This window comes from Curtobacterium flaccumfaciens UCD-AKU, from assembly GCF_000349565.1.
GTDB lineage: Bacteria > Actinomycetota > Actinomycetes > Actinomycetales > Microbacteriaceae > Curtobacterium > Curtobacterium poinsettiae.
In genome coordinates this window covers 1-12,571 of the sequence record NZ_APJN01000081.1, presented here as the reverse complement: position 1 = coordinate 12,571, position 12,571 = coordinate 1, and the positions used below count along the sequence as shown (strand labels likewise).

At 72.9% G+C, this 12,571-nt stretch carries 10 protein-coding genes; 5 read left to right on the top strand and 5 right to left on the bottom strand.

Annotated features, from left to right (window positions below):
• Window positions 1-244: 244 nt before the first annotated feature.
• Genes H489_RS21145 through H489_RS21135 form a run of 3 tightly spaced genes read right to left on the bottom strand, consistent with a single transcriptional unit; the run spans window position 245 to window position 3,180 of the window.
• The gene (locus H489_RS21145) at window positions 245-1,261 is read right to left on the bottom strand and encodes a transporter substrate-binding domain-containing protein (protein ID WP_017885643.1); all 1,017 of its coding nucleotides are present in this window, start codon (window positions 1,259-1,261) and stop codon (window positions 245-247) included.
• Window positions 1,262-1,294: 33 nt separating this feature from the next.
• Complete coding sequence (locus tag H489_RS21140) at window positions 1,295-2,068, bottom strand: amino acid ABC transporter ATP-binding protein (RefSeq protein WP_017885642.1); 774 nt, start codon at window positions 2,066-2,068, stop codon at window positions 1,295-1,297.
• Complete coding sequence (locus tag H489_RS21135; RefSeq protein ID WP_017885641.1) at window positions 2,068-3,180, bottom strand: amino acid ABC transporter permease; 1,113 nt, start codon at window positions 3,178-3,180, stop codon at window positions 2,068-2,070. The genes H489_RS21140 and H489_RS21135 overlap by 1 nt, the downstream gene beginning before the upstream one ends.
• Before the next feature lie 195 nt (window positions 3,181-3,375).
• Between H489_RS21135 and H489_RS21130 the strand changes: the two genes are divergently transcribed.
• From H489_RS21130 to H489_RS21120, 3 genes are all read left to right on the top strand, one after another.
• Complete coding sequence (locus H489_RS21130) at window positions 3,376-4,356, top strand: hypothetical protein (protein ID WP_017885640.1); 981 nt, start codon at window positions 3,376-3,378, stop codon at window positions 4,354-4,356.
• A gap of 82 nt (window positions 4,357-4,438) precedes the next feature.
• Window positions 4,439-5,815: an alpha/beta fold hydrolase gene (locus H489_RS21125; RefSeq protein WP_167578277.1), complete on the top strand. Its 1,377-nt coding sequence runs from the start codon at window positions 4,439-4,441 to the stop codon at window positions 5,813-5,815.
• Window positions 5,812-7,362 carry a GMC family oxidoreductase gene (locus tag H489_RS21120; protein ID WP_017885638.1) on the top strand — a complete coding sequence of 517 codons (1,551 nt, stop codon included), beginning with the start codon at window positions 5,812-5,814 and terminating at the stop codon, window positions 7,360-7,362. The genes H489_RS21125 and H489_RS21120 overlap by 4 nt, the downstream gene beginning before the upstream one ends.
• Before the next feature lie 49 nt (window positions 7,363-7,411).
• On the opposite strand, the gene H489_RS21115 is transcribed toward H489_RS21120, so the two are convergent.
• Both H489_RS21115 and H489_RS21110 read right to left on the bottom strand, forming a co-directional pair.
• Entirely contained in the window at window positions 7,412-7,978 is a 567-nt protein-coding gene (locus H489_RS21115; protein WP_017885637.1) for a GIY-YIG nuclease family protein, read from the bottom strand.
• 125 nt (window positions 7,979-8,103) lie between these two features.
• Complete coding sequence (locus H489_RS21110) at window positions 8,104-8,949, bottom strand: siderophore-interacting protein (RefSeq protein ID WP_017885636.1); 846 nt, start codon at window positions 8,947-8,949, stop codon at window positions 8,104-8,106.
• Window positions 8,950-9,033: 84 nt separating this feature from the next.
• Here H489_RS21110 and H489_RS21105 point away from each other — a divergent pair, with 84 nt between their 5' ends.
• Window positions 9,034-9,717, top strand: coding sequence for a heme oxygenase (biliverdin-producing) (locus tag H489_RS21105; RefSeq protein WP_017885635.1), 684 nt, complete (start codon window positions 9,034-9,036; stop codon window positions 9,715-9,717).
• 141 nt (window positions 9,718-9,858) lie between these two features.
• The gene (locus H489_RS21100) at window positions 9,859-12,516 is read left to right on the top strand and encodes a phosphoenolpyruvate carboxylase (protein ID WP_017885634.1); all 2,658 of its coding nucleotides are present in this window, start codon (window positions 9,859-9,861) and stop codon (window positions 12,514-12,516) included.
• Window positions 12,517-12,571: the final 55 nt, after the last annotated feature.

Sequence of the window (12,571 nt, the reverse complement as noted above, 5' to 3'; positions counted from 1 at the left end):
GACGGAGTCGTTCTCGTGCGCAGCGCACGGTGCGGAACCGGGCACGGGATGCGTAGTCGGGCACGGTGCGGCCTGGAGGCGCGGTGCCGGGCCGCCGCGTGCCTCCCGTCCGCACCGTGCCGCCTTCGCGGGCCGGCGCGGTGTTGGCCGCTGGGTGCGGGCGTGCAAGCTCGCACGGTGCGGCCAACCGGGCACGGGATGCGGAACCGGGCACGGTGCAGCCTTCGCACGCGACGCTTGCTCGTCAGCTGTTGTCGAGCGGCAGACCCTCGGGGTTCACCTCGGACGTCTTCACGGCCTCGTTCGACAGGTTGTAGGCCGCGAGCCACTTCGCGTAGGTACCGTCCTCGATGAGTTCGTCGATCGCTGCCGCGACGGGCTTCGCGATGCCGCTGCCCTGCTTCGTCGTCGCCGCGATGAGCCCCTGCAGTGACGAGCCGGCGCCGGAGTACGTGCCCGCGGTCTTCGTCGGCTTCGCGGTGCTCTCGCTCTGCGTGTTCTGGTAGGCGATCGTCGGGTTCGGACCGAAGTACGCGTCGATCTTGCCCGAGTCGAGCGCGAGCCTCACCGCGTTGCCGTCCGGGTAGTACTTGATCGTGAAGTCCTTGCCCTCGGACCGGAGCTCCTTCTGCCACTCGAGCAGGATGTTCTCCTGGTTGGTGCCGGAACTGACGGACAGGGTCTTCCCGGCGAGCACGGACGGGTCGCCGTCGAACCGCAGCGAGCTCGAGGCCAGCACCTGGAACGCCAGGTTGTCCTGCCGGTACGAGGCGAAGTCGTACTTCTCCTTGCGCTGCTCGGTGACCGTGACGTTCGAGAAGCCGGCGTCGTACTTGCCGCTGTCGATGCCGACGAACAGGTTGTCCCACGTGGCGTTCTGCACGTCCGCGCGCAGCCCGAGCTTCGCGGCGACGAGCCGTCCGAGGTCGGGCTCCGAGCCGGTGATCGTCTTCTGGTCGTCACCGGTGAAGGCGAGCGGTGGGAACCCGGCGGGCAGAGCACCCACGCCGATCGTCAGCTTGCCGGACTTCCGGACGGCGGCAGGGAGCGCGTCGTGCAGCGTCGTGTCCTCGGTGACCTCGAGGGTCGTCTCCTTCGCGGCACCGTTCGAGGCGGCGCCGATGGTGACGGAGCCGTCGGGTGCGCCGCTCGTGTCGGCGGAAGCGCCCGCGGAGCACCCGGCGAGGGCGACGACGACGCCGGCAGCGAGGAAGAGGAAGCCGGCGCGGTTGCGCCAGCGGGACGGGGTGATCGTGGACATGGTTCTCCTTGGGGGGCGTGCGGGGATCAGGGGTCAGCGGACGCGGGACAGGAAGTCGCGCGTGCGGGTGTGCTGCGGGTGGTCGAGCACCTGGGCCGGCGGCCCCTGCTCGACGACCCGCCCGTGGTCGAGGAACACGACGTGGTCGGCGACCTCGCGGGCGAAGGCGATCTCGTGCGTGACGATGACGAGCGTGGTGCCCGTGTCCGCCAACCCCCGGATGACCCCGAGCACCTCGCCGACGAGCTCCGGGTCGAGTGCCGAGGTCGGTTCGTCGAGCAGGACGACCGACGGCTCGAGCGCCAGCGCCCGCGCGATGGCCACACGCTGCTGCTGCCCGCCGGAGAGCTGCCGCGGCCGGGTGTCACCACGGTCGCCGAGTCCGACGCGCTCGAGCAGGGCCGCCGCGCGGTCGCGCGCCACGGCACGGGGGACCCCGGCGGCGATCGGCCCCTCGGCCACGTTCTCGAGCGCGGTCAGGTGCGGGAACAGGTTGAAGTGCTGGAACACGAAGCCGATCCGCGACCGCTGCCGCAGGATGTGCCGCTCGGGCAACTCCTTCCAGCGGGGGACCCCGTCGCGGCCGGTGCGCAGGCGGACGCCGATGGGTTCGTCGCCGACGATGACGACCCCGCGGTCGAGCGGTTCGAGGTGGTTGATCGCCCGGAGCAGCGTGGACTTGCCCGAACCGGAGGGGCCGAGGACGACGGTCACGCTGCCGGACGGCAGCGACAGGTCGACGCCGTCGACGACGACCGTGTCGCCGAACGCCTTGACGGCTCCGTGGATGCTGATCGCTGCGCTCATCAGATGGTCCTGTCGTCGACGGTGGAAGCGGGGCCGGACGCGACCACGCGCGCGGCGGAGGCGGACTGCCGGGGGCGATCCGGGCCTCCAGGCCGTCCCGACCCGCGTCCGGAACCGCGACGCACGGCGGCCCGCACCCGCTGGAACGGCGTGGGCGGCAACGTCCGGACCGAACCTCGGGCGGTCCACCGCTCGACGTAGTACTGGACGATCGAGACCGCGCTGGTGAGCACGAGGTACCAGATCGTGGCGACGACGAGCAGCGGGATGATGTCCGTCGGGTAGGTGCTCGACAGGTTCTGCACCACGCCGAACAGGTCGAGCAGCGAGACGTAGAACAGCAGTGACGAGGCCTTCAGCAGTCCGACGACCTGGTTCACGAACGCCGGGACGATCGACCGCAGCGCCTGCGGCAGGATCACCCGCACGAACTGCCGGCGACGGGGGAGCCCGAGTGCCTGTGCGGCCTCGTGCTGCCCGTGGTCGACGGCGAGCACCCCGGCGCGGACGATCTCGGACGCGTAGGCGATCTCACTGAGGCTCAGCCCGATGACCCCGATCGCCAGGTCCCCGAGCACGTTGGCGGTCGGCACCTGGAGCTGCGGCCCGAAGGGGATCCCGATGCCGATCGTCGGGTAGAGCGACCCGAGGTTGTACAGGAAGACGAGCACCAGGATGAGCGGCACCGACCGGAACAGCCACACGTAGCCCCACGCCAGCCCGGACAGCACCGGGTTGCGCGACAGCCGGGCGACGGCGACGACGATGCCGCCCGCGAAGCTGATCACGGCACTCAGCGCCGTCGCGGTGAGCGTCAGCTGCAGGCCCGTCAGCACCGCCGGACTGAACAGCCACTTCCCGACGGCGGGCCAGCCCCACTGCTCGTTCGTGAACAACGTCTCGCCGAAGTTCAGCAGCACGACGAGCACAAGGGCGGCGGCGATCCACCGCGCGGGGTGCCGCAACGGCACGACGCGCCGGTCGAGTGCGGCGCGTCCGGCCGCGTCGATGGTCGCGTGCTCCTGCCTGGAGGCGCGGCTCGCCCCGGTCGTCCGGCCCGCGTCGTCGACGCTGGTCGCCTCCCACTGCGGGGCCCTGGTGGTGTCGGTCATGTCGCGACCGTAGGAGGGCCGGACGCCGCCGACAACGCCTCGCGCAACACCCCGCCACGCGGCGCAACACGGTGCCATCCGGCGCAACACCGTGCCATCCGGCGCAACGCGGCGTCACGGATCGGGGTGATCGGTGACGATCCGCGGCTGTCGGAGACGTCGGTGATTGTCGGTGGTCGTTCCTAGCGTGGTGGCGTGGCCGAACCCGTCGATGCGTGGTGGCGCCGCCGACAGTGGTCGCGCGGCGAAGCGGTGCCGTACGCCGTCGGTCAGTTCCGCGCCGACTGGGCGCCGTACCCGGTGCTCATCCGGCAGTACCACCCCGACTGGAACCACGGCGTCGTCCTGACCCAGGTCCCCCCGGCGGCCGAGGTCCTGCTCACCTGGGAGTGCGACGTCGGGCACGTGTTCGTCGCGACCCCGTCCGAACAGCGGTCCCGTCCGGGCCGTGAGCGGCGCCGCTCCGTGTGGTGCCCCGAGTGCGCGGTGCAGGCGCAGCCGCAGCGGTGGCCGGTGCTGCCGTCGGACTGGCCCCAGGCGGTCCCCGTGCCGCAGCGGGTCGTCCGGAGTGCCGGACGACAGACGCTGCCCGCGGCTCCGGTGCGCGGGGTCCCGGCCGGCGCCGTCGCGTCGAGCCGTTCCCGGTCCCGTCGGCCCGTCGCCGGGTCGGCCGGTGGGGCGCCACGGCGGAGCGCCCAGTCCGTTCCCCGCACGATCTGCCCGAAGACCCCGCGGCTGCCGTCGGGTGAGTCGTTCACGAGCGTCTGCGCCCCGGCGACGGCCTCGGCGGTCGAGGCCGAGCTCCGGGGCATGCTGTCCGAGCGGTTCGCGTTCACCTACGACCACTCCGCGATCCGGCTCGACCGCCCGTTCTTCGACCACGTCGAGGCCTGGCCCGACATCATCCTGCCCGAGCTCCGCGTCGCCATCGAGTACGACTCCACCGGGCGGCACGGGCTCGAGCACGTCGGCCCGCGGCAGGAGACCGACCGGAAGAAGGACCGCGCCGTCCGCGCCGTGGGGTGGGAGGTCGTCCGCATCCGCACCGGACGGCTGCCGGCGCTCGGCCCGCACGACCTGCAGGTGTCGGGCATCTCCGGCCGCACCGTCGATCGCCTGGCGGACACCCTGCGTGATCTCCGGGGCGCCCTGTTCGTCGACGCGTACGCCCGGTGACGCCGTCGATCGGGGTACACGCACGACCCGGCGGGGTACGGCCCGGCTGGGAGCGGCCGCAAGGGACGGGTAGGCATACATGGTGACCACCGTCTTCTGTCTCCACGCCCTCGGCGCGAGTTCCGAGGAGTTCGCGCTGCTGCGCGCCGAACTCGTCGGCGACCTCGACCTGATCGGCATCGACCTGCCCGGCTTCGGCCGCAGCCCGGCGTCGTCCGGCACCACCGTCGAGGAGATGGCCGTCCTGGTGGAGCGCACGATCGGCGCGAGCGGCTCGACCGAATGGGTACTCCTCGGGCACTCGATGGGCGGCAAGGTCGCCACGGTGGTCGCCGACCGGACGATCTCCGGTGCGAACGGTCTGTTCGGCCTGCGTGCCGTGGTGCTCCTCGCCGCGTCCCCGCTCGCCCCGGAGCCGATGGACGAGGACCGCCGCCGGTCCATGCTGTCGTGGGCGGCCGACGGCCCGATCAGCGCCGACGACGCCGAGGAGTTCGTCGCCGCGAACACGGCGTCGGCCCTCGCACCGTCGCGCCACACGGCGGCGGTGCGGGACGTCAAGCGGACCGACCCCGAGGCCTGGCGGGACTGGCTGACCCGCGGCAGCCGTGAAGACTGGTCCGACGCGGCGCCGAACCCGGTGCCCGCCCTCGTGCTCGCCGGTGCCGAGGACGGCGACCTCGATGCCGACGCCCAGCGCCGCCTGACCGTGCCGCACTGGCCGAACAACGAGCTCCACGTCGTCGACGGCGCCGCCCACCTGCTGCCGTGGGAGCAGCCCGAGGCCGTGGCCGCGCGCATCCGCGACTTCTGGCAACGCCGGGTCGCTGGGTCACCGGTCGTCCCCGTGGAGCACGCCCGCGTGATCGCCTCGCCGCGGGTCAGCGCCCGCACCCGGGGCCTGCTCGCCGCTCGTGCCCTGCCCGATGACCCGGCCGCCGCACCGCAGGCCCTCACCCCGACGCAGCTGGACACCCTCCGCGCGGTCGCCAGGATCGTCGTCCCGCAGCCCGGTTCCGACCAGGTCGACCTGGCGCTGCGGGTCGACGCGCAGCTCGCCGCCGGGCTCGGCGACGGCTGGCGACCCGACGGGCTGCCGGTGGACGCCGAGGCCTACCGTGCCGCGCTCGACGTCCTCGCCGCACCCGCCCGCGATGGTGCGCTCGACCAGGCGCTCGAGGCCGTGGCGGTCGGTCGGTACCGCGCCGACGGTGGCCTCGACGCCGAACAGCTGCGTGCGTGGTTCGAGGACGCCAGCGTCGACCTGGTGAAGCACTGGCTCGCGCACCCCGCCACCATGGCCGCCATCGACTTCGACGGCTACGCGAACGGTGGCGACGGCGTCCGCAAGCAGGGCTTCCGACTGTTCGCGGCGGGGGAGCGCGAGGCCTGGGAGCCCGAAGCCCCCGCACCCCACACCACGATCGACACCGCACCGACGACCGGAGCTGCACGATGAGACTCGACGGACAACGCACGTACGGCACGGACGACGTCGTCGACGTGGTGGTGGTCGGCACCGGAGCCGGCGGAGCCCCGCTCCTCACATCGCTGGCCCGCCGTGGCCTGACGGTCGTCGCGCTCGAGGCCGGCCGCAACACCGAGCCGGGCGACCACGTGCCGGACGAGGTCGCCGCCCCCGGTGACATCAACTGGATGGACGAGCGGCTGAGCGGTGGCGGAGCCCCGACGGCCTTCGGTCCGAACAACAGCGGGACGGGTGTCGGCGGTTCGACGCTGCACTGGGGCGCGTTCACCCCGCGGCCGAGCGCCCACGACCTGCGGCTCCGCACCGAGAGCGGCGAAGGGCAGGACTGGCCTATCAGCCACGCCGAGCTCACCGGATGGATCGAGCAGGTCGAGCACGACGTCGGTGTCGCCGGTCCCGAGCACTACCCGTGGGACCCGTCCCGCCGCTACCGGATGCGCCCGCCGGCCCGGAACGCCTCGTCGGACATGATGATGCGCGGCACCGCTGCCGCAGGCATCACCGCGACCGATGCCCCGGTCGGGCTGACCACCGAGGACCGCCACCAGGAGCACCACGGGCTGCGCCAGGCCTGCGTGTCCTGCGGATCGTGCCACCAGGGGTGCCGCAACGGTGCGAAGGTGTCGATGGACACGACCTACCTGCCGGCGGCCGTGGCCTTCGGTGCCGAGATCCGACCGGAGTCCTTCGTGCACGGCATCGAGCTCGACTCGAGTGGACGTGTCGAGGCGGTCGTGTACACCGCGGGTGGGCGCGAGCACCGCCAGCGCTGCCGGTCCCTGGTCCTCGCCGCGGGCGGTGTCGAGACCCCGCGGCTGCTGCTGCACACCGGTGTCGCGAACGGCAGCGGGCAGGTCGGTCGCAACTTCACCGCGCACGGAGCCACCCAGGTGTGGGCGCGGTTCGACGAGTCGATGCGTTCGTACCGCGGGTACCCGTCGTCGATCATCACCGAGGACTTCGTGCGGCCGGCGGACGCCGACTTCGCCGGCGGCTACCTCATCCAGAGCCTGGGCGCGCAGCCGCAGACCTTCGCCACCTCGCTGGTCCGGGGCGGCGGACTCCGCGGCGCAGAACTCGTCCGGGCGCTGCACGACTACCCGTTCTCGGCCGGCGTCGGCATCAACGCCGAGTGCCTGCCGTACGACGACAACCGCCTCCAGCTGACCGACGAACTCGACGAGCACGGTGTCCCGCGTGCGCGGGTCTCGTTCACCCCGGGCTCGAACGAAGAGGCGATCCGCCGCCACGCGGTCCGCACGATGACGACCATCGTCGAGGCTGCTGGCGGTCAGGACGTCCGGGTGCTCGAACGCACGGCGCACACCATCGGCACCGCGCGGATGGGCACGGACCGCGAGACCTCCGTCGTCGACCAGGACGGCCGCTCGTGGGACGTCCCGAACCTGTGGATCGCTGACAACTCGGTGTTCCCGAGCGCGGTCATCGCGAACCCGGCGCTGACGATCATGGCGCTCTCGCTCCGCACCGCGGACCGCATGCTGCAGGCCGCCTGAGCAGGCGTCCCGACCGGCTGCGCACGCGCCCCGACCGCCCTGCCGCGGCTCAGCCCCGCAAGGCGAGCGCCTCGCTCGTCCACCGCGCGTGCAGGTCCCACGGGTCGTGGGCCCCGGCGGCGACGATGTCCACGTGGGCGAGCAGTTCCGGCGTCACCCGGAACCACTCGGTACCCGGGTACCGGCTGGCCGCGAACGTGGCGTGCCGCCGGCGCTCGAGCGTCCGGTCACCGAGCTCGAACGCCAGCAGGTCCTGGTGCGGGATGGCCGCGAGCCGCTGCCGGGGGTTCATCGTCGTGCCGATCTTGATGCGGTCGCCGAAGTCGTCGCGCATGCGCAGGTAGTAGACGACGTCGACCCGTGGGGGAGCCAGATCGCCGTCGGGTACCTCGCCCCACCGCCACTCGCATCGGGCGCACACCGCACCGGAGGGGTAGCGCACCCCGATCCGGGACGCGCACACCGGACACGGGCCGGGCAGGGCGTCCTCGACGCCGGGGTGCTCGGCGGCGAGGTCGGCGACCAACGCGACGTGCGCGCCGCACAGGGGGACGCCCGCGAGTCCGTCCGCGAGGACGCCTGCGCAACCCGGGACGCAGCACGACGAGGTGACCATGCGCCGAACGCTAGCCGGACCCACCGACGCGCCCCGGGCCTCCCGGCCGTTGCGCGCGCCGGGCGTGCCGGGCGTCCCTGGTCGAATCGGGCGTACCGACCTAGAACGGGCACGCAGGCCCGCCGTCAGTCGGTGAAGATCACCCCGACCGGCTCGCGCTTCTCCTCCTGGAACTCGTCCTCGCCACGACCGAGCGCCCAGTACGCCGACAGCGACATCTCGCGTTTCTCCAGCCCCCAGTCGTCCTGCAGCAGTCGACGGATCGCCTTCATCGCGGTCCGCTCGCCGTGCGCGAAGACCTGGACCGGCCGGGAGGCACGCGGCAGCCCGCGGGCCGTCTCCAGCAGGAGCGTGCCCGGCTGTGCGCCGGTGGCGTCCCGGTGCAGCCACCGCAGGTCGACCCCGGCCGGGCGCCGGAGGTCCTGCTCGTCCGCCGGCCCGGCCACCTCGACCAGCGCGACCCCGGTGGCGGTGTCGGGCATCGACTCGAGTGCGGCCCCGATCGCGGGCAGGGCGCTGTCGTCACCGAGCAGCACGTGCGTGAAGGCCGGGTCGGTGGTCGGTGCGTAGCCGCCGCCGGGTCCGGACAGGGCGATCCGGTCGCCGGGCTGCGCGGACGCTGCCCAGGGACCGGCGAGGCCCGCGTCGCCGTGCACGACGAAGTCGATCGCGATCGTCCGCGTGGTGTGGTCGACGGCGCGCACGGTGTAGGTGCGGCGGGCGGGGCGGTCGTGCTTCGGCAGGGTCTCGCGCAGGGCCTCGAGGTCGTACGGCGGCACGAGCCCCAGCGACGGCTTCGCGAGCAGGAGCTTCACGTACTTGTCGGTGGCGGCGAGGCGGTCGGGGTCGGCCTGGGCGACGAAGTCCTCGAACGCCGAGCCGCCCAGGTGCACGCGCACCATGTGGGGCGAGAGTCGCTCGGTGCGGTCGACGACGAAGACGTGCTGCTGGCGTTTGGGTTTCGAGCTCATCGTGGGGGAGCTTCCTCTCGGAGGTTCGGCGTCACCTGGGTGATCCCTGCTTGACGCGCGCATCAGTAAGGTTAGCCTTACCTCATGGACTCGACCGTCATCCCGTTCTCCGAGCTGCTGCGGCGACGCACGCGGCGCTCGCACGGTGCCTCGGCCACGAGCGGCTTCATGCAGGACCTGCTCGGCGGCGACTGCGACGTCGCCGACTACGCGGACCTGCTCGGACAGTACGCCTTCGTGTACGACGCGCTCGAGCGGGCGGCGGAGCGCATGGCTGACCACCCCGTGGCGGCGCCGTTCGTCACCGCGCAGCTCACCCGGATGCCGGCGATCCGCGCCGACCTGGAGTACCTGATCGGCCCGGACTGGTCCGAGCTGGTGTGCCCGCTGCCCGCGACGACCGCGTACGTGCGACGGCTGAACGAGGTCGCGGCCGAGTGGCCCGGCGGCTTCGTGGCACACCACTACACGCGGTACCTCGGCGACGTGTCCGGCGGGCACGTGATCGGGCAGGTGCTGGCGGAGCGGTTCGGGTTCGACACGAACGGGATCCTCTTCTACATCTTCGACCAGGTCGCCGACCCGAGCGACTTCGAGCACACCTACCGGGCCCAGCTCGACGCCGCGCCGTGGTCGGCCGACGAGCAGGAACGGGTGATCGCCGAGGTCGAGCTGGCCTACGAGCTGAACCGCGGGCTGCTCGCCGGCCTCGATGCCCGACGTGCGCCGTTCCGGCAGGAGCCGGGCGGGGCCTCCGTCCCGGCCTGACGCGGCAGCGGCAGCCCGGCACCGGGCCCGGGCCCGGACCCCGCCCCGCGTCCGTCCGGACGGTCGACGTCATGCGCCCCCGGGTGCCGATACGCTGCTGGGACCCGGGACCAGCCTCCCGGACGACCCGGAAAGGACTCCATGACGGCGATCGACGGATCTGCACGCCACGAGCGCGCGCGGGACGACGTCAGCGGTGCGGTCGACAGCGACCTGCGCGCCGACGTCCGGTACCTCGGCAACCTGCTCGGCCGGGTGCTGCGCGAGAACGGGGGCGACGAACTGCTCCACGACGTGGAGTCACTGCGCGCGGCCGTGATCGACGCCTACGAGGGCGACCACGCCGAGGGCGCCGCACGTGCCCAGGCGATCGTCTCGGGCATGTCGGCCGAACGCGCCGAGGCAGTGGCGCAGGCGTTCACCACCTACTTCCACCTGACGAACCTGGCCGAGGAGCACCACCGCGTGCGCGTCCTCCGGCAGCGCGGAGACGACGGCGGCGTGCCCGGGGACTCGTTCCCCGCCACGTACGCCGAACTCGTCGCCGAGGTGGGCGAGGCCGAGGCGGCCGAGCGGCTCCGCACCCTGCGGTTCCACCCGGTGCTGACCGCCCACCCGACCGAGGCCCGCCGGCGCGCGGTCACGACGGGTGTCCGCCGCATCACGGACCTCATCGACGAGCGTGACCGTGCCCGCAACGCCACGGCCCGCGCCGAGAACGAGCGCCGCCTGCTCGAGGAGATCACGACCCTCCTGCGCACCTCGCCGCTCCGCACCACGCGGCCGACCCCGCTGGACGAGGTCCGCACCGCGATGAGCGTGTTCGACCAGACCCTGTTCGAGATCGTCCCGCAGGTGTACCGCCTGCTCGACGACCGGCTGCAGGGCGACGACGCCGGCCGGGCGCCCGTGATCGCCCCCGCGTTCGTGCGCTTCGGCACCTGGATCGGCGGCGACCGCGACGGCAACCCGCACGTCACCGCCGACGTCACCCGTCAGGCCGCCGAGATCGCGGCGGAGCACATCCTGCTCGGCCTCGCCCGCGCGACGACCCGCATCGGCAGCGCCCTGACCCTCGACGCGAGCGACACCCCCGCCGACGCCGGGCTCACCGCCCTCGTCGCCGCGCAGGAGTCGCTCGACCCGGGCATCGCGGAGCGCATCGGTGTCCGCGCACCGAACGAGACGCACCGACGTGCGCTCCTGTTCGTCGCCGCGCGCATCGACGCCACCCGGACCGGCAGCACGCCGCTGGCCTACGACGGGCCCGAGGCGCTGCTGGCCGACCTCCGTGTCATCCAGGCCTCGCTCATCGCCGCCGGTGCGATCCGACCGGCGAACGGTGAACTGCAGAACCTCCTCTGGCAGGTCGAGACCTTCGGGTTCCACCTGGCCGAGCTCGAGGTCCGCCAGCACTCGCAGGTGCACCGCACGGCCCTGGCCGAGATCCGCGCCGGTGGTGAACTGAGCGAGACCACGGAAGAGGTCCTCGCCGTCTTCCGCACGATCGCCGGGCTGCAGTCCCGCTACGGCGTCCGCGCGGCGAACCGGTACATCGTGTCCTTCACGCAGTCCCCGGCCGACCTGGCGAACGTGCACGAGCTGGCCGTCGCCGCGCTCGGGTCCGCCGAGGCCGCGCCGGTGCTCGACGTGATCCCGCTGTTCGAGACGTTCGCCGACCTGCACGCCAGTGTCGACATCCTCGACGAGGCCGTCCGCACCGAGGCGTTCCAGCGACGCCTCGCCGCGACCGGCCGTCGGCTCGAGGTCATGCTCGGGTACTCGGACTCCTCGAAGGACGTCGGCCCGGTGTCCGCGAACCTGGCGCTCTACGACGCCCAGGCCCGCATCGCCGACTGGGCCCGCGACAACGACATCGAGCTGACCCTGTTCCACGGCCGCGGCGGTTCGCTCGGCCGCGGTGGCGGCCCCGCGAACGAAGCCGTCCTGGCGCAGCCGCCGGGATCGATCGACGGTCGGCTGAAGCTCACCGAGCAGGGCGAGGTCATCTTCGCCCAGTACGGCGACCAGGACATCGCCGCCCGCCACCTTGAGCAGATGGCCTCGGCGACGCTCTTCGCGTCCTCGCCGTCCAACGAGGCACGGACCGCCGCCGCGGCCGCCCGCTTCGCCGACCTCGCCCAGCAGCTCGACGACGTCTCGCGCGTCGCCTTCTACGACCTGGTCAAGGCCGACGGGTTCGCGCCGTGGTTCGCCCGGGTCACCCCGATGGAGGAGATCGGCCTGCTGCCCCTCGGCTCCCGCCCGGCCCGTCGCGGGCTGTCGGTCGAGTCGCTGGAGGACCTCCGCGCCATCCCGTGGGTGTTCTCGTGGACGCAGGCGCGCATCAACCTCGCCGGCTGGTACGGGCTCGGATCCGCGCTCGAGGCCGTCGGCGACGTCGACGTGCTCCGCGCCGCCTACGCGGAGTGGCCGCTCTTCGCCGCGATGATCAAGAACGTCGAGATGTCGCTCGCGAAGACCGACGAGCACATCGCCCGCCGGTACCTCGAGCTCGCCGACCGTGACGACCTCGCCGCGAAGGTGCTCGACGAGATGGTCCGCACCCGCGACTGGGTGCTCCGCGTCTCCGGCGGCAGCGACGTGCTCGAGGACCGACCCGTCCTGGCCCGCGCCGTGCGCCTGCGCAGCCCGTACGTCGACGCCCTGTCGCACCTGCAGCTCCGTGCGCTGCGCGCCATCCGCACGTCCGGCAGCACGGACCCGACGGACGCCGACCACCGGCTCCTGCTGCTCACCGTGAACGGGATCGCCGCCGGCCTGCAGAACACGGGCTGACGCCCCCACCCCACGGACAGGAGGCCCGGTGCCAGCTGGCACCGGGCCTCCTGTC

Excerpts from the sequence above, each read along its gene's own strand:
- H489_RS21145 (WP_017885643.1), bottom strand. The coding sequence starts at position 1,261 with ATGTCCACGATCACCCCGTCCCGCTGGCGCAACCGCGCCGGCTTCCTC.
- H489_RS21140 (WP_017885642.1), bottom strand. The coding sequence starts at position 2,068 with ATGAGCGCAGCGATCAGCATCCACGGAGCCGTCAAGGCGTTCGGCGAC.
- H489_RS21135 (WP_017885641.1), bottom strand. The coding sequence starts at position 3,180 with ATGACCGACACCACCAGGGCCCCGCAGTGGGAGGCGACCAGCGTCGAC.
- H489_RS21120 (WP_017885638.1), top strand. The coding sequence starts at position 5,812 with ATGAGACTCGACGGACAACGCACGTACGGCACGGACGACGTCGTCGAC.
- H489_RS21115 (WP_017885637.1), bottom strand. The coding sequence starts at position 7,978 with ATGGTCACCTCGTCGTGCTGCGTCCCGGGTTGCGCAGGCGTCCTCGCG.
- H489_RS21110 (WP_017885636.1), bottom strand. The coding sequence starts at position 8,949 with ATGAGCTCGAAACCCAAACGCCAGCAGCACGTCTTCGTCGTCGACCGC.
- H489_RS21105 (WP_017885635.1), top strand. The coding sequence starts at position 9,034 with ATGGACTCGACCGTCATCCCGTTCTCCGAGCTGCTGCGGCGACGCACG.
- H489_RS21100 (WP_017885634.1), top strand. The coding sequence starts at position 9,859 with ATGACGGCGATCGACGGATCTGCACGCCACGAGCGCGCGCGGGACGAC.